The 19847-nt window shown below is 59.9% G+C and carries 22 protein-coding genes; 14 read left to right on the top strand and 8 right to left on the bottom strand.

Translation table 11 applies throughout. The features are described 5' to 3' along the window. Nucleotides 1-20 precede the first annotated feature (20 nt). A complete protein-coding gene (locus M0D65_RS01765; protein WP_266250699.1) occupies nucleotides 21-587 on the bottom strand; it encodes a GNAT family N-acetyltransferase in 567 nt (188 codons plus the stop codon). A 174-nt stretch (nucleotides 588-761) separates the two neighbouring features. On the opposite strand from M0D65_RS01765, the gene M0D65_RS01770 reads away from it, so the two are divergent. Next, a complete protein-coding gene (locus tag M0D65_RS01770; RefSeq protein ID WP_266250701.1) occupies nucleotides 762-1874 on the top strand; it encodes a nucleoside hydrolase in 1113 nt (370 codons plus the stop codon). 43 nt (nucleotides 1875-1917) lie between these two features. Here the strand turns inward: M0D65_RS01770 and M0D65_RS01775 are convergent, their stop codons facing one another. Then, on the bottom strand, nucleotides 1918-2916 hold the full coding sequence (locus M0D65_RS01775) for an NAD-dependent epimerase/dehydratase family protein (RefSeq protein WP_266250703.1): 999 nt from the start codon (nucleotides 2914-2916) through the stop codon (nucleotides 1918-1920). Between the two features lie 116 nt (nucleotides 2917-3032). Between M0D65_RS01775 and M0D65_RS01780 the strand changes: the two genes are divergently transcribed. Beyond that, nucleotides 3033-3728, top strand: a complete 696-nt coding sequence (locus M0D65_RS01780) for a TetR/AcrR family transcriptional regulator (protein ID WP_266250705.1) — start codon at nucleotides 3033-3035, stop codon at nucleotides 3726-3728. Nucleotides 3729-3809: 81 nt separating this feature from the next. Here the strand turns inward: M0D65_RS01780 and M0D65_RS01785 are convergent, their stop codons facing one another. Both M0D65_RS01785 and M0D65_RS01790 read right to left on the bottom strand, forming a co-directional pair. Next, on the bottom strand, nucleotides 3810-4154 hold the full coding sequence (locus M0D65_RS01785; RefSeq protein ID WP_266250706.1) for a DoxX family protein: 345 nt from the start codon (nucleotides 4152-4154) through the stop codon (nucleotides 3810-3812). A gap of 2 nt (nucleotides 4155-4156) precedes the next feature. Next, entirely contained in the window at nucleotides 4157-5080 is a 924-nt protein-coding gene (locus M0D65_RS01790; RefSeq protein WP_266250708.1) for an NAD-dependent epimerase/dehydratase family protein, read from the bottom strand. Nucleotides 5081-5207: 127 nt separating this feature from the next. On the opposite strand from M0D65_RS01790, the gene M0D65_RS01795 reads away from it, so the two are divergent. Next, nucleotides 5208-5813 (top strand): TetR/AcrR family transcriptional regulator, encoded by a 606-nt coding sequence (locus M0D65_RS01795; protein WP_266250710.1) that lies wholly within the window; start codon nucleotides 5208-5210, stop codon nucleotides 5811-5813. Between the two features lie 40 nt (nucleotides 5814-5853). Here M0D65_RS01795 and M0D65_RS01800 read toward each other — a convergent pair whose 3' ends face one another. Together M0D65_RS01800 and M0D65_RS01805 are read right to left on the bottom strand one after the other, a co-directional pair. After that, complete coding sequence (locus tag M0D65_RS01800; RefSeq protein WP_266250711.1) at nucleotides 5854-6150, bottom strand: hypothetical protein; 297 nt, start codon at nucleotides 6148-6150, stop codon at nucleotides 5854-5856. Nucleotides 6151-6309: 159 nt separating this feature from the next. Further along, on the bottom strand, nucleotides 6310-7227 hold the full coding sequence (locus M0D65_RS01805) for a LysR family transcriptional regulator (RefSeq protein ID WP_266250713.1): 918 nt from the start codon (nucleotides 7225-7227) through the stop codon (nucleotides 6310-6312). Between the two features lie 270 nt (nucleotides 7228-7497). Here M0D65_RS01805 and M0D65_RS01810 point away from each other — a divergent pair, with 270 nt between their 5' ends. The 9 genes from M0D65_RS01810 (at nucleotide 7498) to M0D65_RS01850 (ending at nucleotide 15266) form a co-directional block, all read left to right on the top strand. Continuing rightward, nucleotides 7498-8277 (top strand): 5-oxoprolinase subunit PxpA, encoded by a 780-nt coding sequence (locus M0D65_RS01810; protein ID WP_091010275.1) that lies wholly within the window; start codon nucleotides 7498-7500, stop codon nucleotides 8275-8277. 35 nt (nucleotides 8278-8312) lie between these two features. After that, complete coding sequence (locus M0D65_RS01815) at nucleotides 8313-8555, top strand: acetyl-CoA carboxylase (RefSeq protein ID WP_091010274.1); 243 nt, start codon at nucleotides 8313-8315, stop codon at nucleotides 8553-8555. Between the two features lie 5 nt (nucleotides 8556-8560). Next, on the top strand, nucleotides 8561-10000 hold the full coding sequence (locus M0D65_RS01820; RefSeq protein ID WP_266250715.1) for an acetyl-CoA carboxylase biotin carboxylase subunit: 1440 nt from the start codon (nucleotides 8561-8563) through the stop codon (nucleotides 9998-10000). Beyond that, the gene (locus tag M0D65_RS01825) at nucleotides 9997-10875 is read left to right on the top strand and encodes an allophanate hydrolase subunit 1 (protein ID WP_266250717.1); all 879 of its coding nucleotides are present in this window, start codon (nucleotides 9997-9999) and stop codon (nucleotides 10873-10875) included. Before M0D65_RS01820 ends, M0D65_RS01825 begins: the two co-directional genes overlap by 4 nt. After that, nucleotides 10865-11860 (top strand): biotin-dependent carboxyltransferase family protein, encoded by a 996-nt coding sequence (locus M0D65_RS01830; protein WP_266250718.1) that lies wholly within the window; start codon nucleotides 10865-10867, stop codon nucleotides 11858-11860. The genes M0D65_RS01825 and M0D65_RS01830 overlap by 11 nt, the downstream gene beginning before the upstream one ends. 228 nt (nucleotides 11861-12088) lie before the next feature. Continuing rightward, nucleotides 12089-13441, top strand: a complete 1353-nt coding sequence (locus M0D65_RS01835; RefSeq protein ID WP_266250720.1) for a cytosine permease — start codon at nucleotides 12089-12091, stop codon at nucleotides 13439-13441. A gap of 225 nt (nucleotides 13442-13666) precedes the next feature. Beyond that, nucleotides 13667-14113 carry an Ohr family peroxiredoxin gene (locus M0D65_RS01840; protein ID WP_266250721.1) on the top strand — a complete coding sequence of 149 codons (447 nt, stop codon included), beginning with the start codon at nucleotides 13667-13669 and terminating at the stop codon, nucleotides 14111-14113. A gap of 119 nt (nucleotides 14114-14232) precedes the next feature. Next, on the top strand, nucleotides 14233-14679 hold the full coding sequence (locus M0D65_RS01845; RefSeq protein WP_266250723.1) for an OsmC family protein: 447 nt from the start codon (nucleotides 14233-14235) through the stop codon (nucleotides 14677-14679). A 128-nt stretch (nucleotides 14680-14807) separates the two neighbouring features. Continuing rightward, nucleotides 14808-15266: a MarR family winged helix-turn-helix transcriptional regulator gene (locus M0D65_RS01850; RefSeq protein WP_266250724.1), complete on the top strand. Its 459-nt coding sequence runs from the start codon at nucleotides 14808-14810 to the stop codon at nucleotides 15264-15266. 97 nt (nucleotides 15267-15363) lie between these two features. On the opposite strand, the gene M0D65_RS01855 is transcribed toward M0D65_RS01850, so the two are convergent. Beyond that, nucleotides 15364-16092 carry a class II aldolase/adducin family protein gene (locus tag M0D65_RS01855; RefSeq protein ID WP_266250726.1) on the bottom strand — a complete coding sequence of 243 codons (729 nt, stop codon included), beginning with the start codon at nucleotides 16090-16092 and terminating at the stop codon, nucleotides 15364-15366. A gap of 375 nt (nucleotides 16093-16467) precedes the next feature. Here M0D65_RS01855 and M0D65_RS01860 point away from each other — a divergent pair, with 375 nt between their 5' ends. Further along, on the top strand, nucleotides 16468-17631 hold the full coding sequence (locus tag M0D65_RS01860; RefSeq protein WP_266250728.1) for a hypothetical protein: 1164 nt from the start codon (nucleotides 16468-16470) through the stop codon (nucleotides 17629-17631). 496 nt (nucleotides 17632-18127) lie between these two features. Here M0D65_RS01860 and M0D65_RS01865 read toward each other — a convergent pair whose 3' ends face one another. Next, on the bottom strand, nucleotides 18128-18787 hold the full coding sequence (locus tag M0D65_RS01865; protein WP_266250730.1) for an NAD(P)-dependent oxidoreductase: 660 nt from the start codon (nucleotides 18785-18787) through the stop codon (nucleotides 18128-18130). Between the two features lie 102 nt (nucleotides 18788-18889). Between M0D65_RS01865 and M0D65_RS01870 the strand changes: the two genes are divergently transcribed. After that, complete coding sequence (locus M0D65_RS01870) at nucleotides 18890-19840, top strand: LysR family transcriptional regulator (protein WP_266250732.1); 951 nt, start codon at nucleotides 18890-18892, stop codon at nucleotides 19838-19840. Nucleotides 19841-19847: the final 7 nt, after the last annotated feature.

Here is a 19847-nt window from a genome sequence, read left to right on the forward strand (position 1 = left end):
TTCCGGCATGTTGTATCAGCTCACTCACATTTTGAATAGATTCGTGTGTTTCGCAAACTACCGTCCGGAGCCCGTCGCTCCTGCCGCAACACGCCTTCTAGTTGCATGCCGATGCGTTCGCAAACTCGAATGCTGCGTACGTTCAGATCGTCGCAGATTGCCTCGACGCGCTTTGCGTCGAAACTGGCAAAGGCAAAGTTCACTAAAGCATCCGCGGCCTCGCTGAACAAGCCGCGACCCACAAACGAAGACCTACCCCAGAAACCGAGTTCAAAAGCGGGTACGGTCCATCTTGGCCGGTGAAGACCTCCGGCGCCCACGACAATGCGCGAGGTCTTATCGATAAACAAAAACGGGAAATCTTTTCTCGCCTGAAAACTCTCGGAACCGGCAACGCAAAATGACTCCGACTCATCGACGGATGGCGTTTCCATCGCCCAAGGCAAGGACGCGGGAAACTGCCTTAGGTCCGCTAAGGCATCGACAACTGCATCGAACAGGTCGGGACCGTCACCAGGTTGGGGGGATCGGATGATCAAACGGTCTGTCTCAAGCACCGCAGGTAGATCTGGAATGGCCAATGTCATCGAGAACGCCGGAAAGATGCAGGTGCATCGAATTGTCGGCGATTCGGTATGCCTTGTCGACCGGACCGTTGAAAGCAAACAAAGCGGAATCGATGATGCGCTTTGCCGTTAGCTGTGCCATCCTGTCTTTGCGTGGGTACCCGTCTGTCTGGTCAGTATAAAAACGGATCAATCATGAACCTCAAATATCAAATCTTGCCTGCCGTTCCCTTCATGCTTGCGGCTTGCGGCGGAGGCATTCAGACCGTACCTCCCGCGTACACCAACGCACCGAAGATCATCATCGATTCCGATTTCAATACGATGGGCGACGACGGTCAACTCTTCGCGATGACAACCCAGTTGATGGGACAAGGAAAGGTGAACTTGCTGGGTCTCACGGTCGTAACCGGGAATGACTGGTTGCTCCAGGAGGAAGCCGACGCGCTAAAGGCGGTAGAGCGGATGGGCGTACAGAGCACCGTTGGAGTCTACGGCGGCGCGGATTATCCGTTGCAGTACAACGTCGCGAGTATTCGTGCACAACAGGCCGCTAATCCGCAGGGCTATTTCGGTGCATGGAGCCGACCGGAACCGACCACGCAGTCGCAGCTTGTCGCGCCGCCGGATGGCTTTGCGGTATCGACCAAACTGCAGGCGCAAAGCGCCGCGGACTTCATGATCCAGACTATCAAACGCTATCCGAACCAGGTCACCATTCTCGAGGTCGGGCCGCCTACGAATCTCGCCACGGCAATCACGAAGGCACCGGAGATCGTGCCGCTGATCAAGCAGATCGTCTACATGGGTGGTGCGATGGCGGTACCAGGCAACGCGAACGCGGTAGGGGAACTCAACTGGTGGTTTGATCCGCTCGCGGTGCGCACGGTTCTGCAAACGACGATCCCTCAGAGCGTCATTCCACTCGACGTGACGAACACCGTACCGCTGACGCAAACCATCTACAACGAGATCGTGAACAACCCGAGCAAGCAGACGGCGGTGACGAAGGTGTACGGCACGATCAACGCAGGGGCGGTCGACGAGAACACCAATATTTACGACACCTTGACCATCGCCTACTTCATGGATCCGACCTACGCCGTGCAGACGAAAAGCGCCTACCTCGATATCGACACGACGAGTGGCGAGGATCAGGGGCACGTGACGGTGTATCCGGATCAACCGGCTGCAGGGGCTTCGCCGCAGAAGATCACGTATGTCACGCAGTTCGACAACAACCGGTTCTTCAATCTCTATGTCGATTTGCTGACGCGGCCGGTGCCGGTTGTTACGGTTCTTCAGTAAGGGCGGCGTTGACGAAGCGGAGCAGTGGGGCTCAGGCAGGGCATCAGCGCGACATCTGTTCGATGCCCTGTTTCCAGCTCACTTTAGGGATGTAGCCAAGATCGCGACGCGCCTTGTCGTAGCGAATCGTGAACGGCTTGCCGATCAATCTGAGCATCTGCCGGGTGATGGGCGGCTCGCCGCGAAGATGGAACAGACGCCAGACTCCAGCCATGAGACCCGCTATTGTCCACGCCATACTAAAAGACACTGACTTGTTCGAGGCCGTGACATTGCGGGTCGCAAGCAGGTCGCTCAAGATACTTTTCAACGTACCTGTCTCAGCGTCGGTGACGAAATACGCCTCGCCACCGCGGCCGTGATCGGCCGCGAGAATCAAGGCTTCGACAAGATTGTCGACGTGGCAGGTCGAGGTGGGCTGTACACCTTCGTCCACCCATTGCCAGTTCCCGGCCTTTACGGTTTCCACCATCTGATCGAGCATCGGCATGTCTGCGCCCCAGATCATCGGCGGTCGGATCGCGATTGTCTCAAGCCCCTCGCGTCGGCCGTTCGCAGCCAGCAACACCTTTTCCGCTTCCGCTTTGGATGACCCGTACGGCGCGAAACTCCGCGTCTGAAGAGGAAGACTTTCGTCCGCTTCCAGTATCGGCTCGGGGTCGCCCATCACGACCGCTGCGGCGCTCACCGCGATGACCTTCCGGACGGATCGACCTGTTGTTGCGGCCTCAACGATGGCTTGCATACCGCCGACGTTGACCTCGTCGAACGCTTTGCGCTCACCCCAAAGCTTGAAGTGCGCGGCAACGTGAAAAACTACCTCGCTGCCGGCCATTCCTTGCGACAGCGCTTTTACGTCGCCGAGCCCACCAGGAACCGCAATCGCGCCGACCGCCCTGACTGCTGCCATCGCTGCTTCGCTTCTGGCCAGGGCGCGCACCTCCCAGCCTTGCGCGACCAGTGACTGGATCAGTCGCTTCCCTACAAACCCGGATCCTCCGGTAACAAAAGCCGTACGGTGTGTACTGTCGGCGTCATTCATCGCTGCCTCCCGTTGAGTGCATTGGCCGTAGTGTACACGAACAATTAACAACGAACAAATTCTGTATTTTGTTCGTTGTTCCAATTCACTGGAGGATGCGATATCCTCACGGCACTATGGACACGACAGACAAGACAGAACCCGGTGACGACGCGCTCACGACAGAGCGGATCCTCGATGCGGCCCGCACACATGTGCGGCGTTTCGGGGAGGCAAAGACGAACGTAGTAGACATCGCGCGCGTACTTGGCACATCGCACACCACGATCTACCGCCACTTCCGTTCCAAAGCGGAGGTCTTCGACGCAATCGTCACAGCGGCGATGCGCGATGAGGAAGAACTGGCGCGCTCGTTCACAGGCACGCCGCAGCCGGCCTCCGAACGGCTGACTGGATTACTTCTCGCACTCCACCGTCGCAAACGCGAGCGATTCGCCGACGACCCTGAGCTGTACCAGCTTTATCGGCGGGTTGTGGATGAACGCCCGGACATCGTTCGTGACTACGCTGAAGCAATTACTCGCCTGGTGGTCGAGATCCTCGCGGACGGTGTGCGCCAGGAGGAGTTTCAGATCGACGACGTTCAGGCTGCAGCGGAAGTCGTTCGCGATGCCGTCACTGTGTTCGTGCATCCGGCACATGTTGAAGCCGCCGCGAAGGCCGGAATCTCGATGGAACCTGCGGCGCTTCGGGTCATAGCAACGCTCATTCGAGCGTTCACGGCTGGCGTTTCGTTTGCAGAAACCGATTCGCAGGGCGGGAAAGCGAAGCGCGCGCGAAAGACTGCGGCTCGCAAAGGGACCAAGGGTTAGCGCAAGCGAAGCATGCATTCGACCGGGTTGGGCAAGAACTTCCGCGCATAGCGGACCCAATGCCGAAGTGCCGGGTAGTTCTCAACCGCGAAGCGCCACAGTAGCCGCTACAAGCGCCGAAAAAACCAGCGCTGGCGCAAGATGCGCAAACGGCTCGCGGTTTCGTAGCAACGTGAAAAGCGCGCCGATCATGATCGCACTGGCCAGCACGAGGCCCAGAACCCTGGTTTGTTGCCCAAACAGAAGTGCCGCGCCAAGCAACTCAAGCGCGCCGCAAAGCCATCGAAACCATACCGGGTAACCCCAGCGTGCGAAGTCGGACCTCACCGCGCCGCGTCCAGCGAGATTGATCGCTCCAGCGACCACGAACAGAGCCGCGACGATCATCGCGAGAATCGATTCAAAAGATGCACTGTTCCACGCCATGATCATGCTCCGTCAATTTGCTGAAAGTGCTTTTGCACAGCGAGGTCGGCAATCAGGCCGGGGCTATGGGGCTTCCACGCAAGAACCTGCCGGGCATGCTGGCCGCTTACTGTCTGATCGAGCGCGAGCGCATCAGCGAACGGTCCAAACGATTGGCGAGCATCGTCGAGCGGCCACGGTTCGACACGATCGGCGCCGACCGAGGCCCGAATCGCTTCACCGATTTCGGCAACGGCAACGGCATCTTCCGCAACGACGTTGAAGGTCTGTCCCGCGACCCGATCGTCCCCGCTTGCGGCTCGCTCCACCGCGCTCACGTAGGCGGCGGCGAGATCATCGACGTGCACCGCAGGCCAGTGATTTCGACCATCGCCGATCACCCTCACACTGCCAGTCTGACGCGCCATGCCGGCAAGCATGCCGAAGACGCCGCCACCGTAGCCGTACACCATCGCCGGTCTGAGGATCACTGCGGCAATCGAGCGGCGCGCGGCCAGCGCCAGCACCTGTTGCTCCACTGCGGGCCGCCACGCGATGAGCGGTGTCGGGTTCAGCGCCGACGCTTCCGTCGCAGGTTCTCCGTCCGTATTGCCGTAGACCCAGGTGCCCGACGTATAGACAAACGCCGCGCCCGGACGCAAGTGCGCAAGTATCGCTAGAGCGGCGGCCTCATCAACAGCAGCGGCGGAGGCATCGTTGGTCGACGCGGCGTGCACGACGCCATCGGCGGCGCCGGCAGTTGCAGCGAAAGACTGTGGCTCGCGCAGGTCGCCGGAATGCAGGGTCACCCCAAGACGGACCAGCGCGCCGGCGACCGCCGAGCTGTCCTCGCGCACCAGCGCCGTTACCTGATGACCGAGGCTGATCGCCTTGCGCGCGACCGCTTGCCCGATAAAGCCGGTACCACCTGTCATGAACAGTTTCAAAGCGTTCTCCAATGATTAGCTGCGAAGTCGTTTCGTCATACAACGAGACTCATCAGTCTCGTTGTGGCGAATTTAAACGAGACTACCCAGTCTTGTCAACTACTCGACGATCTGCTATTTCTCTCGCATGGACACTTCTTCCCTCTCCGACCTGAGCCCGCTGCAATCCCGCAAGCGGTCTGCAATCCTCGACGGCGCGAAAGCCGTTTTCTTACGCGAAGGCTTCAGTCTGGCAACCATGGACGATGTCGCCGCAGCCGCCGGCGTCGGCAAACAAACGGTCTACCGCCACTTCAAGTCGAAGGAAGCGCTCTTCGTCGGGCTGGTGAGCGCGATGTGCACTCAGGAGGGTGCGTTACTTGCCGGCGCTGTGGGCGAGCGATCCGAAGACGCACCGGAAGACGAATTGCGCGAGTTGGGATGGTTGCTGGCACGAAGCCTGATCACGCCGGATCTTTTGAGGCTCTACCGGGCCGTCGTTGCGGAGGCCGAGCGTCTTCCGGAACTCGGCCGGGTGTTTTACGAAAACGGTGCGAAGGTCGTGCGTGCCATCGCCGCACAGATTCTGCGCAAGCGATTTGATGAATCGACCGCTGCATTGCGCGCAGCGACGTTCGTTCAACTGGTGCTAGGCGACGCGTATCTGGAACTGTCGATTGGCTACACGGTGCCCGATGTCGAAGCGCGCTTTGCGCTGCAGATTGACGAGGCGATAGCGGCTGCACTTCGCTAACGAGGACCGCAGAAGAAGCACTTCGAATTAGAGCTACAAATTATCGGTTATTGCCGAGCAAAATATTGCTGTAGTGCAATCGAGCGACATAGATGGAAGCTTGCGAAAAGACGAACCCGCCCACACCGCCGCCGACGGCTGCACCGAGCAAAGAATGCCCCCAGAGAATCCCCAGATAGCATCCCAAGGCGGCGCACGCAGCGCAACCAGCCATGCCCATCCAGGTTTGCCAATGGCGGAATGTCGATAGATATGTCCGCCGCCATGCCAGGCGTCGCTCTTTGGCCGTGAGTTGCGAAAGTTCTGGAATGCTCTTGAGGGTCCAGTAGATAGCCATGCCTGCGTCCCCGAATGTTAAAAAACACTATACGAAGCGACGTTTCTATTGAGGCGAGTGTTCCGTCGCCGAAGTGTACATGACAGCAGATTTGCATCCTGTCTGCTAGCGAATAGCTGGATTGAAGGTCATCTCGCAGCTCCCCGCCACTGCCGCACTTCACCCCCCGCCCGCAAACCCCCGAGGCTCCATAAACGTATGCCTGAAGTACTCGCGCACCGCATGCATCGCCGGGCTCAACCCGGTACTTCTGCGCCATGCGAGACCCACGCTCATCGGCGGCACCGGGTCGCGTAGCTGCACGGTCTCGATGCGCCTGCCCTCCAGCGACCACGGGCGATACACCATGTCCGACAGGATCGCCACGCCGCTGCCATTCGCCACCATGCTGCGCACCGCCTCAACAGATGAAGTACGTAGCTTCACGTTCGGTCGGTACGGCGTCTCGTTCCAGTAGCGCAAAGCCGTAAACGCCGCCTCGTCGACGGTCAACATCACGTAGGGCTCGGGCGCGACGTCGGCAAGCGTCACGTTTTCGCGCTTGAGCAACGGATGTTGCGCACACAACCACAGACGTCGCACCGAATGAATCACCGGCTCGAGTACGAGCTCCGGATTCGCTACGTTCGAGGTCAGCAGCACGGCCATGTCGTAGCGCTCCGCGATCAACCCCTCTTCGATCGACTCGCGGTTCAACTCGTGCAACTGGATGGTGAGCCGCGGATAAAGCGTGTTCAGGCGCTGCAGATGATGCGGCAGAAAATAGCCCAGCACGGTATAGCTCGCGGCGAGCGTGAGGGTACCCGTGAGCGTGCTTTCGAGGTTTGGCGTACGCATGGCCTCGTCCACCGACGACAGGATCGTGTACGTCTGGTTCAGAAAACGCTGCCCCGTCGTGGTCAAGGTCATCCCGGAAGCGGTACGCAAAAAGAGCTGCGTACCGAGGCTGTCTTCGAGGTCCTTGATGGCAGTGGTCACGGCCGACTGCGAAATCGTCAATTGAATGGCCGCCTGTGAAATCTGACCGAGTTCGGCCGTGGCGACGAAGTATTTCAGTTGCCGAAGCGTCAACGCCATAACGTCCACCTGAAAAAGTGATATCGCATCGCTCAATATCTTACCTTCGCAAGCGATCAAAGACACCCCTGGCCGCTCTGCCCTTAGCCCGCCTGCCCTAAGCCCGATTTCCTCAGACCAGATACCACGGAGTGTCATCTAAAAAACAGATAACGAGCCATATAAAAATAGAACTATTTTGGCGACCGGTGAGCGGTTAACGTTCATCCGAGCAGATCGGGCAAGCGTCCTTTCTAGCCGGCAAGACTGTTGACCAGGAGGAAATTCCGTATGAAGAAGCGCAGCGTCGACCTGAATTCCGACATGGGGGAAGGTTTCGGCCCATGGAAGATCGGCGATGGCGTCGATGAGGACATCATGCCGCTCATCAGCTCGGCCAACATTGCGACGGGGTTTCATGCAGGGGACCCCAACATCATGGCGCGCACGGTGCAACTTGCGAAACAGGCAGGCGTCGGCATCGGCGCGCATCCGGGGTTTCGCGATCTGGTGGGCTTCGGCCGCCGCAACATCACCGAGACGCCGCAGGCGCTCGTCAACGACATCGTTTTTCAGCTTGGCGCACTGCGCGAATTCGCGCGCCTTTACCACGTCAGCGTGCAGCACGTGAAACCGCATGGAGCGTTGTACATGCTCGCCGCGCGCGACGAAGCACTCTCGCGCCTGCTGATCGAAACGCTCCAGGCGCTAGACCCCACGCTATTGCTGTATTGCATGGAAGCGTCGGTGACCTACCGGATTGCACGCGAACTCGGCCAGCCGGTGATCCGCGAGTTTTACGCGGACCGCGACTACGATCGCAGCGGTTCGATCGTCTTCACACGGCACGTCGCGCGACTCGATCCGGCGCACGTAGCGGCAAAAGTGCTGCGCGCCTGCGTGGAAGGACGCGTGACCACGGTCGATGGCGACGACATCGATATCGATTTCGACTCGGTCTGCATTCACAGCGACACGCCCGGTGCATTCAAGCTCGTCGAAGCTACGCGCGCCGCGCTGACAAGTCACGATATCCGTGTGGCAGCCCCGGTATACACAATCGCCCGCTAGTTCGATACCCCCCAAAAAAACAGAGGAGCCTACCCATGCCACTACACGACATCGTCAGCCCGCTGCCTGGCACCTTCTATCGACGCGCCTCGCCGGAAGCCGCGCCCTACGTCGAAGCGGGTGTGTCGATCGAAAGCGGCGCGGTGGTCGGGCTCGTCGAGGTGATGAAGCAGTTCAACGAAGTCGAGGCGAGCATGGCTGGGCGCGTTGTCGAGATTCTCGTCGACGATGGCGAGCCCGTCGATGCAGGACAAGTCTTGATGCGACTCGAAGGATGAACACGATGACCCTGTCGAACACGGACCGATCCACAAACCCGTTCTATCAACCGAAGCGCATCCGCACGGTGCTGGTTGCCAATCGTGGCGAGATCGCGGTGCGCGTGATCCGCGCGGCGCATGAGCTCGGTATGCGGGCCGTCGCCGTAGTAAGCGATGCCGATCGCGAGAGCCTGGCCGCCCGCATGGCCGACGAGGCCATTCACATCGGCTCCGCGCATGCCGCAAAAAGCTACCTGAACCCCGCGGCGATTCTCGCCGCCGCCGAGCAGTGCGGAGCGGATGCCATTCATCCGGGCTATGGCTTCCTCTCCGAAAACGCGGCGTTCGCAGCTCAGGTCGAGAACGCCGGGATCATCTTCGTAGGCCCATCGTCGAGCGTCATCGCCACCATGGGCGACAAGGCGAAGGCGCGAGAAACCGCGCAGCGCGCCGGCGTACCGACGGTGCCCGGTAGCAACGGCGTCGTCCTGTCCCTCGACGAAGCGCGCCAGATCGCAGCAAGAATCGGTTACCCGATAATGATCAAGGCCGCAGCCGGCGGCGGTGGACGCGGCATCCGCGTGGCGCACGACGCCGCGCAACTCGACGCTGAGCTGCCGCTTGCGCAACGCGAGGCACAGGCAGCGTTCGGCAACGGTGGGGTGTATCTCGAACGATTCATCGCGCGTGCCCGGCATATCGAAGTGCAGGTACTCGGCGACGGCGACAATGTCGTCCATCTGTTCGAACGCGAGTGTTCGCTGCAGCGGCGGCGCCAGAAAATTCTCGAAGAAGCGCCGTCGCCGTCGCTCACGCCGGCAGTACGTCACGCGCTATGTACGTCCGCGACGCGGCTTGCCAGGCAGGTCGGTTATCGCAGCGCGGGCACGCTGGAATACCTGTTCGATGAAACGCGCGATGAGTTCTACTTCATTGAAACGAACACGCGCATCCAGGTCGAGCATCCAGTCACGGAGGCCATCACCGGAATCGATCTCGTGCGCGAGACGCTTCGTATCGCCGACGGCGAGCCATTGCGTTTTGCGCAGGACGACATCGCGATGCGCGGTGCCGCGCTCGAGTGCCGGATCAACGCGGAGGACCCCGAGCATGACTTTCGTCCTTGTCCCGGTCGCATTGAGGAACTGGTCTGGCCGACGGGCCCCGGCGTGCGCATCGATTCGATGCTCTACCAGGGTTACGTCGTCCCGCCGTTCTACGATTCGCTGCTCGCCAAGCTGATTGTGTTCGACGAAAGCCGGTCTGCCGCGCTCGCACGGCTCGGGCGGGCATTGAACGAACTGCGTATCGCGGGCATCAAGACCACTGCGACGCTGCACCGCGCGCTGCTCGAAGACGACGATATCCGTGCCGGGCGTTACCACACCAACTACCTGGAAGCGTGGATGACGGACTGGCGCGCCAGAACAGCGACAGCAGCCGGCGACAAGGAGGCCGCATGACGATCCGCTACACATTCGGTGGCGACGAGTTCATCTTCGTGGAAATCAGCGAAGACATGTCGCTCGAAGCGTTCTTCAAGGGCACCGCGATCACGCGTGAACTGCAGCGTCGCAACGTGGATGGCGTCACCGAAATCTGTCCCGCCAACGCGTCTTACCAGGTTCGATACGATCCCGATGTCATCGAACCGGATGCGCTGCTCGCATTACTCCAGCAAATCGAGGCCGAGGTTGCCGGCGCAACGGATCTGGACATGGCGACGCGTATCGTCGAAGTGCCCGTGCTTTACAACGATCCGTGGACGCACGAGACACTCATGCGTTTTCGCGAACGACATCAGGACCCGACCTCGACGGATCTGGAGTACGCGGCGCGGATCAACGGGAAGAAGGATGTCGACGACTTCATCGCGGCGCACTCTGGCTCGCCCTGGTTTGTGTCCATGGTCGGCTTCGTGGCCGGCTTGCCGTTCATGTTCCAGATGGTCGAACGCGCCCGTCAGTTGCAGGTGCCGAAATATCTGCGACCGCGTACCGATACGCCGAGGCTGACGGTCGGCCATGGCGGCTGCTTCGGTTGCATCTATTCGGTGCGCGGCGCGGGCGGGTATCAGATGTTCGGCGTGACGCCCGCACCGATCTTCGATCCGGCGCAACGTCTGGATTACCTGCGCGACTTCATGGTGTTCTTTCGCCCCGGTGACATCGTCAAGTTCAAGCCGATCGATCGCGACACTTACGACAAAACCGTGATCGCGGTCGATGCAGGGACCTTTTCATTGCGCGTGCGCGAGGTGAATTTTTCGCTCGCATCGTTCATGCGCGACCCGGAGGCCTACAACCGCTCGTTGATCGAGGTGCTCAATGCCGACTAACCCGCTCTACGCCATCGAGGTTGTCAAACCCGGCCTCGCCACATCGGTGCAGGACACGGGCCGGCACGGGTATTACCACGTCGGCATCCCGCCTTCCGGCGCGCTGGATCAGTACGCATTACGCGCCGCCAATCTTCTGGCGGGCAATCCCGAAGGCGCGGCCGTGCTCGAATGCACGCTGCTCGGCCCGCAACTTCTGTTTCATGTGGACACGCTCATCGCTGTAACGGGCGCTGAGATGCAGCCCAAGATCGACGGCGTTGCCCACGCCTGCAACGTCGCGTTACGCATCAAGGCAGGCAGCACGCTGACGTTCGATTATGTGAAGGGCGGCGCGCGAGCCTGTCTCGCGGTGGCCGGTGGCATCGACGTACCTGTGGTACTCGGAAGCCGCTCCACTTACACACTGGGTGCGTTTGGCGGCCACGAAGGTCGTCGCCTGCAAAAGGGCGACCAGTTGCGCATCGGAAAAACGCGCGGCCCCGCTCGCGAAGGCACCGAACTGCCCGAGAAACTGCGTACACCGCTCGCTCGCGAAGTCGAACTGCGGGTGCTGCCGGGTCTCTACTTTCATCGGTTGACGGACGAATCGTCGATTACGTTTTACGAGGACACGTGGACCGTTGCGCCCGAAGCGGACCGCATCGGTTACCGCTACAAGCAGGGCCGACCGCTCAAGTTCCGCGAGCGTGAACAGCCGTTCGGCGCCGGTTCCGATCCCTCGAACATCGTCGATGCCTGCTATCCGATTGGCTCGATTCAGGTCCCAGCCGGGCTCGAACCGATCATCCTGCATCTCGATGCGGTGTCCGGTGGCGGCTACGCCACGATCGGCACGGTCATCAGCGCCGATATGGATCTGATCGGGCAAATGCAGCCGAACCACCAGGCGCGCTTCCTGCCGGTCACCATGACGCAAGCGCTTGCTGCCCGTCGCGATGCTCAACTGAGACTCGCACGGTTGCGCGAGGTGTTGCTGCGCTAGCGCATTCGTTGCGCGTTCGTGGGGCGGTGGTATCACGCGTCGACCCCACGATCTTCAGATGCAATTCCGTGAGTCGGGTCGCGCAGCGCCATGCGCCGCACGGGACGCATGCATTCGTCGTTTTGTACTGGTCCGTTGGTCTCTCCTTCATACGTCGCCATAGCGCCGGTCACGGTCGCTATCGCGACGCCGTTCCTAAAACCCGCAAGTGCACTGAGGAATACGATCATGGCTAACCTCGCGCAGGAACCCGCCACAAGCGAGCTCGATCTATCGACCATCGCCATACCCGAGCACGCCCGTATGCCGGCGTTCTCGCTCACCATGGCCTGGTGGGCAGTATGCAGCGCGGTGTTTTACATCGTCGTCGGCGCAACGCTCGCGCTCAATTACGGCGCGCGCAATGCATTAGTCGGGATGGCGTTGTCGGTCGTGTCGTACGGTCTCGTCAATTCGATTATTAGCCGCTATGCGGTGCGCACTGGCCTGTCGGTTGCGTTGTTTTCGCGCGTGCTGTTCGGCAGTGCGGGGGCCGCGCTCGCCACATTGATCTTCTTCGCGACTGCGATCTATTACGCGGTATTTGAAGGTTCGGTGATTGCCGTTGCGGCACACAGCCTGTTTCCGGTGCTCGACTACCGATGGGCTGCGCTGCTCGTCGTTTGTTATAGCGTGCCACTCGTGTTCGGCAGCGTGCAGCACTGGCTCGACAAGTTCAACGGCGTTCTGTTGCCGTTCTATCTGCTCGGACTGATCGCCGCTGTCGCGCTGGCCACCCATGAATACGGCTACAACGCAGCGTGGCTCGACTTCGGCCCGAAAGGCAATACGCCGGCCAATGGCTGGTGGAGTTGTTTTGTGTATTACATGGGTGTCTGGGTACTGATGATGTTCACCTTCGACTACGCCCGCTTTGGTCGCACGAAGGACGCGGGCTACCACGGTCGCTTCAACTTTGGCATGCCGTTCTATCTGGTCACGTTCCTGCTGAATGGCGCGGTCGGCATCTATCTGGTCAGTACGATTCCTGGTCTCGGCACGCTCTCGGAGGTATCCGTCGTGCTTGCGCTGCTCAAGCTGATGGGGATCTGGGGTTTGCTGTTCGTATGGGTAACGCAATCGCGCATCAACACTGCGAACTACTATCTTGCGGCCATCAACATGCAGGCTTTCTTTCAGAAACTGGCGGGGCTTCGTGCGCCGAAGTTCGTGTGGGCACTTGTCGTCGGTGTCGTTGTTTATGTCTTGATGATGGCCGACGTGTTTTCGAGGATCCTGCAGGCGCTCGCATATCAGGGAATTTTCGTGGTGGCATGGGTCGGCGTGGCACTTGCACACATTCTTTCGACGCGTTACGACGAACTGATCGGTGGTGAAGTCGAATGCCGCGATTCGCATGTGCCCGCTTTTAATCCCGGTGGCCTGACCGCCTGGTTTGCGGGTGCGCTCGCCGGTCTGGTGTTGATGAATGTGCCGGGCACTGTGCAATCGTTTTCCGCGCCGGCGAGTTTTGTCGTGTCGTGGCTCGTGTATCGGGGCATGCTCAATTCGGCCAAGCGAACGTGGTTCGTGCGTGGCTAGAGCGCGGGTAGAAGCAGATAGAAGCGGGAGGTGGCGAGCCACCTTCCCGGACTTCGATCCGCGGTTTGCATGGGACGTTGGGTTTCCTCATACCTATTAAAAATCGTATGCGATTTAATCTTATGCGCTTGACATCGATGACTTCATTGTCCATTATTCGACGCATGCGATTGAATCGCATACGCGTTAAAAGCTTCTTACCCCTCACTCACGAAGGAATCCATCATGACCAGGATCGAAAAAATCATTGTCTCAGGCAACAGCCATGCCACGGTCAACCACGACCCCGATGTCGAGCACGGTGAACTCGGGGTTCTCGACCTCAAGCTATCGGCGCCCGATGGCGACGCCAGCGAGTTCATCGCCACCGGGTTGCACCCAAGAGCGGAGCAGCTGTTTTCGGGCGCATGGTCTGCCTGTTACATCAGCGCGTTCGAAATCGCCGCGTCGATGAAGAAGATTACGCTGCCGGCCGACTACTCCGTGGACATCAAGGTAAGCATTGGGGAGACGGGGACAGGATGGTGCCTTGGCGCCGGGTTCACCATTCGCGCGCCGGGTCTCGCGGCGGAAGTAGTCGAGGCACTCGCGCACCGTGCCCATCAGATCTGTCCGTACTCGAAGGCTGTGCACGGCAACATCGAAGTCACCCTGAACGTCATCACTGCATGATCGGGCAAGTAGAGCGGTTTCCGCTCAACGCAAGGTTCATTCTGCGCATTTAATATCGCATACGATTTAATCGGTAGAGATTTAAATTCATCTAACGTCAACTCACGAAGGAATCCATCATGGAAAAGATCCAGAAAGTCCTCGCCGCAGGCAACTCCCACGCTACGGTCAATCACGACCCGAATCTCCAACGTGGCGAGTTCGGCGTGTACGACCTCAAGCTGACAGCGCCGGGCCTCGAAAACGTCGAGTTCATCGCCGCCGAGCCGCACCCGAAAGCCGAGCAGTTGTTTGCAGGCGCCTGGTCAGCCTGCTACACCACGGTGTTCGGAATTGCTGCCTCGATGAAGAAGGTCAAGCTGCCAGCCGATTACTCCGTGGACATCCAGGTCAACATCGGTCAGACCGGTGCGGCCTGGTTCCTCGGTGCCCAGTTCACCGTTCGTGTCCCAGGAGTGGAAAAGGAGGTCGTCGAGGCAATCGCGCACCTTGCCCATCAGATCTGCCCGTACTCGAAGTCCGTACACGGCAACATTGAGATCGAAACGAACGTCGTCGCCGCGTAATCCGCGAGGGCATGTGCCTCGCCGACTGAGGCACATGCCTTTCAATGAACACTCTGTTGCGATAAAATCGCACGCGATGTATTGTGCGATTTCCACAGAACGCGGTGCTCTAGCCAGAAAGGATACAAATGAAAACTGCAAACCAGGCACCGGCTACCGCCAGACCGCTTTCAGATTACCTGTGCTTCGCCGTCTATTCCGCGAACCTCGCATTCGGCAAGGCCTACAAACCGATCCTCGATGAACTCGGGATTACGTATACCCAATACATCACGATCATTGCGCTGTGGGAGGAAGAGCACCAGACCGTCAGTGGTCTAGGCGAAAAGCTGTTTCTCGAATCCAACACGCTCACGCCGATCCTGAAGAAGCTCGAGGCGTCGGGTTATGTCGAAAGGCAGCGCGACCCCGAAGACGAGCGTCAGGTGCGCGTCAGCCTCACGAAAAGCGGTCGAAAGTTGCGCGAGAAAGCCCTCACCATGGATCTCGCCAAAGCGACGGGCCTGACACCTGACGAGTTTGCGAAAGTGCAGAAAGCGATCGTCACATTGCGCGACAACCTCGTCAGGTCCGTGCAAGAAGGTTGATGAGCATTGAGTGGTCCGGATGACGCAATCTTGTCTGCGCGATGCCTAATTGAAAGCGCTGTGGCCGTGACGCAGTTGCCCCGCCACGCGACGTGCTTCAATCCTTATAGCCCGGATCCAGTCGGTCCAGCCGGCGCAGCAACGCGGGCCAGATAAGCGCACCGTCGTTACCTTTAGTCACCCGACGCACGTCGTCCCGCAAGCGCTCGCGCGCCGCGGGGGCCACCACGGCGAGAGCGGCCCCGCCCGATTGCGCCATGATCTGCGTCTCGCACGCACGCTGTAGCGTGTACATGCGCTTGAACGCGTCAGCCACTGTACGACCTACAGTGAGCAGACCATGGTGACGCAGCATCAAATATTCATTCTGGCCGAGACTCTTCACAAGGCGCGGCTTCTCGTCGTCGTGAAGAACCAGCCCTTCGTAATCGTGGTAACCGAGCGAGCCGAGCACGAGCATGGCCTGTTGAGAAACTGGCAAGAGCCCATCGCGCTGCGACGATACCGCGATGCCTGCCTGAGTATGGCAATGCACCACGCACTCCGCGTCGGGTCGACTCTCCTGAATCGCACTATGGATGACCAGTCCGGCAGGATTGACACGCTGTTCCCGAGCAACCGCCCCGTCGCCGGAAAAATCGACCTTCACCAGATTCGATGCTGTGATTTCCTCGAAGGTGAGATCGAACCGGTTGATGAGGAATTGATGCCCCGGCCCCGGCACGCGCACCGAGATATGCGTGAAGACGATGTCGTCCCATCCGTACAGATGAATCAGGCGGAAACAGGCGGCTAGATCAACGCGCAATTCGGCTTCGGTTTGCATGTTCGATGCTCCTGAATGACAGACGATTTCTAGCGCGGATTTAATGGCGTGGATCGTTTCGCCAGGCGAAAGCAAGCGTTCCGCTCTACCGATTTTGTCTCTTGTAAATCATCAGACCTATCCTAGACTTGTTTCTAGCCACCTGCCTCAAAACCCGAATCAGTTCGCCTTTTCTTTTTCCGCTCGCGTGCATGCGCGATAAGCGGACGGCTCCGCTTTGCGTAGCGATACACGAAAGAACGCACCGCGCGAACCGATATGCGGCGCTCACAAGTCTCAGCTCACTCGCATCAGTCTGCACCTCGACGAGGCCGCCTGGCCCGACGACCAGGATCTTTCCTCAACGGCTCCTTTCATTCGCACAGGAGACATCGTATGCAACCGCAACGCACATTACTGTGGATGGTTCTCGTCGCACTCGGACTATCAGGTGCCGCCGCTGTGCAGGCCCAGACCACCGTGGTGGTTGACAATGGGCTGGGAACCCAGGTCTCCAGCCTTCAGACCGATCCAGGTCAGCCGGATAACGTGAACGTGCCCATCCTTGGGGGCGAGCTCCTGATGATCAATCCCAGTGGAACACTCACCGCGTTCAGCGATTTCGGCAACCCCGCCCAGGGCCCGATTGGCAGTGGCAATCTCGGCGGCACGGCCTGGGTGCCGTCCGGGCCGCCGGGTGAAGGTGGCGGCAGCGTGGCAGTCACGGATGCATTTGCGGGCAGCAACGGAGCGGGAGCCCTGTTTCTGGTCAACCCCAGCAACGGGCAGCGCACGCTCCTGAGCGACTTCGGTAACGGCTGGCAGGGTCTCGGAGAAAACCCGGTAGGCGTCGCATACGTCAGTGGACCATCCGGGCAGGGCGGCACACTCTATGTCGCCGACAGGAACTCCGGCACGGGCCACAACGGTGCCATCTTCGCGGTCGATCCCGTTAGCGGGAATCGAATCTATGTGAGCGATTTCGGCAACGGCTCGCAAGGCGCGTTAGGCGTGAATCCCATTGCCATCGCTGCCGTACCACCCGGGGTGTTGAGCGTGTTCGGCGCGAGTGGGGGACTCGTCGTGCTGGATAACGATGCGGGCCTTGGGCGTGTGGGGGCGATCTTTACCGTGGACTTCCTCGGCAATCGCACCTATCTCAGCGACTTTAGTGACAGCACGCAGGGACTACCGATCCCTGGAGCGCAGGCCATCGCCGTAGTCCCCACCGTGCTGGGCACCTCGATCCTGGTGACGGACAATCTCGGTGGCACCAATAGTCAGGGCGCGTTGTGGCGTATCTCCAGCAGCGGTGTCCGCACGCTGATCAGCGATTTCGGCGTTAGGTCGCAGGGGCCCGAGGGAATCACGCCAAGCGGAATTGCGCCGACCACCGACGGTAGCGGAAACGTCCTTGTGACAGATGATTTCGGTGACCAGCTTCCGAGCCAGGCGCAAATATTTCTGGTGACACCAGGCGGGCAGCGCACGATTTACAGCAGATGCGCCGTCGCCCGCCTCGCGCCATGCCGGGCCCCTATGGCGATTACCCAGTACTGAACTGGCGTCTGCCCATCCGCCTGCCCGTTGCCCGTTAAAACGCCACGATTACTCCATGAGCACAAAGCGAGGAGTTAAAACATGAACACGCACATCAGCCAGCCCGACGCGTTCAGACGCGCGCTATCCCTGTCTGGCATTCCAGTCCTCACCTTGGCACTGGTGCTGGGATTGACGGCGGGACACCCAGCATGGGCACAGGGGAGTCCCAAGGGACCCGCTGCGTGTACGACCTCGTCCGCCAAGGTGGCATCGCTGATATTCCCCCCCGGCAGTCTACTGGGGGGCGTCGCTGGCTATTGCCAGAAATCCCCGTCGCAGTGGTTCTGGCGTCTCGAGGGCGACTCAACCGTTGCGAGCCACCCCGCCCTCGCAATGTGGTCCCAGGTGCGGAACATATGTACGCAGGCGGGTGGGATATCCAGCACACCAGACGTGTTGTATACCCTCACCGTGCTTTGCAGATTTCCAGTCCCCAGTGAACGCGTCACTCAACTCACGCCTCGCGCGCAGCCGTAAATCGCGCCTTGATATAGCGAGGCGTCTCAAGCTCATCGACGATCGCCACGGCGAGGTCGGCTACCGAAATACCGGCCGGCTTGTCGCCGTCCATTAGCAGGTTCTCTGCGCCAAGACGATAGGCACCCGTGCGCTCGCCTTCTTCGAGAAATGCCGGCGGGCTCACGAACGTCCAGTCGAGCGTGGTGTTACTGCGCATCGTATTTAGCGCGTCGCGTGCCGCTCTCGCGCCAGGCTGGATGTTCGGCGGGACATGTGCGATGAAGTCCTCGGTGTCGACGAGCTGGACACCGGGCGCGACAAAAAGACTACCAGCGCCACCGACAATCACAAGACGCCGTACCCCGCTCGCTTCCACGCCACGAACAATCGCGTCGTGCCCACGCAGGAAGTTATCGAACAGTTCCGTATCGTTCCAGCCAGGGTTGAACGCCGACACGACGGCATCGTGGCCGCGCACGGCGTTCGCCACCGACTCCGATGAGTAAGCGTCGCCGGTCACGACATCGAGGCCCTGCTGCGGCGCAATCCCCGCGCTCTTTCGAACCATCACCGTGACCTCATGCCCACGCTGCAGCAACTCCTTCTGCACGTGTTTGCCGACAAAGCCCGACGAGCCAATCAATACAACTTTCATGGTCTTCCTCACAAGTAGAGATGAAAAAAGACCATGCTACCGATCGATCTTCGACTTTAAAATACACTGCAAACTACGATCTCTTTTAAGCCTGACTTCAAAATGAACGATCTACGCCAACTGGTGGTCTTCGCGGAGACGGTCTCGCACGGTTCGATGAGCGCGGCGGCGATACGGCTGGGGATGACGCCTTCGGCGGTCAGCCAGACCATCAAGGCACTGGAACAGCAGGCAGGCGTCACGCTGCTGCATCGTTCCACGCGCAAGCTGACGCTCACCGAAGACGGCAAGCAGTGTTATGCGCACTGCCTGCAACTGATGGCGTCGTGGAAAGCGGCAAGCGATTCACTGAGCGAGGCTCGCGACGCACCAACCGGGGAGTTGCGCATTGCCGCGCCATTGGGCCTTGGACCGTACATCGCGCCGGCGCTAGCGTCGGTCCTTTCCACCTGGCCGCAGCTTCGCCTGCGCCTATTGGCGAGTGACGATATGGTCGATCTGATCGACGCACGCGTCGACCTCGCGATCCGGATCGGCAACATGGCCGACTCCGACTGGACTGCCCAGAAGCTCTGTGAACTCGAAACGATCTTGTGCGCATCTCCTGCTTATCTGGCGCGCAACGGCACGCCGAAGAATCCGCAGGAGTTAAGCGACCATCAATGGATAACCCTCGAGATGCAGGTTGAGGCTGCCCGCTCCGTCAGTTCTTCCGATGGCGCGGCGCCAGTCATACCCATGACGCTCGTCGGTGAGAGGCGGACGAAACAGACGGTGCAGGTTAGCGTGCGCGTGATCAGTACGACTCAACCCGCGGTTCAACAGATGTGCGAAGAGGGGCTGGGGATAGCATGTCTTTCGTATATCGAGGTGCTGAGCTCGCTCAAGCACCACCATCTGGTTCACATCTTGCCGAAGTGGGCACTGCCGACTCGCCCCGTAACACTGGTGACACCGCGCAAGGATGGCCAGCCGGCAAAGGTACGGGCCGCCGTCGAGGCGTTGCGATCGTACTTCCGCGACCTCCCTACGGTGCGCCCATCCTCGGGTTGATCTCGCG

The sequence above is a fragment of the Paraburkholderia sp. CHISQ3 genome, from assembly GCF_030464945.1.
In the GTDB taxonomy this organism is placed as follows: domain Bacteria; phylum Pseudomonadota; class Gammaproteobacteria; order Burkholderiales; family Burkholderiaceae; genus Paraburkholderia; species Paraburkholderia megapolitana.

Coding starts and splice junctions, on each gene's coding strand:
- M0D65_RS01765 (WP_266250699.1), bottom strand. CDS start 587: ATGACATTGGCCATTCCAGATCTACCTGCGGTGCTTGAGACAGACCGT.
- M0D65_RS01770 (WP_266250701.1), top strand. CDS start 762: ATGAACCTCAAATATCAAATCTTGCCTGCCGTTCCCTTCATGCTTGCG.
- M0D65_RS01775 (WP_266250703.1), bottom strand. CDS start 2,916: ATGAATGACGCCGACAGTACACACCGTACGGCTTTTGTTACCGGAGGA.
- M0D65_RS01780 (WP_266250705.1), top strand. CDS start 3,033: ATGGACACGACAGACAAGACAGAACCCGGTGACGACGCGCTCACGACA.
- M0D65_RS01785 (WP_266250706.1), bottom strand. CDS start 4,154: ATGGCGTGGAACAGTGCATCTTTTGAATCGATTCTCGCGATGATCGTC.
- M0D65_RS01795 (WP_266250710.1), top strand. CDS start 5,208: ATGGACACTTCTTCCCTCTCCGACCTGAGCCCGCTGCAATCCCGCAAG.
- M0D65_RS01800 (WP_266250711.1), bottom strand. CDS start 6,150: ATGGCTATCTACTGGACCCTCAAGAGCATTCCAGAACTTTCGCAACTC.
- M0D65_RS01805 (WP_266250713.1), bottom strand. CDS start 7,227: ATGGCGTTGACGCTTCGGCAACTGAAATACTTCGTCGCCACGGCCGAA.
- M0D65_RS01810 (WP_091010275.1), top strand. CDS start 7,498: ATGAAGAAGCGCAGCGTCGACCTGAATTCCGACATGGGGGAAGGTTTC.
- M0D65_RS01815 (WP_091010274.1), top strand. CDS start 8,313: ATGCCACTACACGACATCGTCAGCCCGCTGCCTGGCACCTTCTATCGA.
- M0D65_RS01820 (WP_266250715.1), top strand. CDS start 8,561: ATGACCCTGTCGAACACGGACCGATCCACAAACCCGTTCTATCAACCG.
- M0D65_RS01825 (WP_266250717.1), top strand. CDS start 9,997: ATGACGATCCGCTACACATTCGGTGGCGACGAGTTCATCTTCGTGGAA.
- M0D65_RS01830 (WP_266250718.1), top strand. CDS start 10,865: ATGCCGACTAACCCGCTCTACGCCATCGAGGTTGTCAAACCCGGCCTC.
- M0D65_RS01835 (WP_266250720.1), top strand. CDS start 12,089: ATGGCTAACCTCGCGCAGGAACCCGCCACAAGCGAGCTCGATCTATCG.
- M0D65_RS01840 (WP_266250721.1), top strand. CDS start 13,667: ATGACCAGGATCGAAAAAATCATTGTCTCAGGCAACAGCCATGCCACG.
- M0D65_RS01845 (WP_266250723.1), top strand. CDS start 14,233: ATGGAAAAGATCCAGAAAGTCCTCGCCGCAGGCAACTCCCACGCTACG.
- M0D65_RS01850 (WP_266250724.1), top strand. CDS start 14,808: ATGAAAACTGCAAACCAGGCACCGGCTACCGCCAGACCGCTTTCAGAT.
- M0D65_RS01855 (WP_266250726.1), bottom strand. CDS start 16,092: ATGCAAACCGAAGCCGAATTGCGCGTTGATCTAGCCGCCTGTTTCCGC.
- M0D65_RS01860 (WP_266250728.1), top strand. CDS start 16,468: ATGCAACCGCAACGCACATTACTGTGGATGGTTCTCGTCGCACTCGGA.
- M0D65_RS01865 (WP_266250730.1), bottom strand. CDS start 18,787: ATGAAAGTTGTATTGATTGGCTCGTCGGGCTTTGTCGGCAAACACGTG.
- M0D65_RS01870 (WP_266250732.1), top strand. CDS start 18,890: ATGAACGATCTACGCCAACTGGTGGTCTTCGCGGAGACGGTCTCGCAC.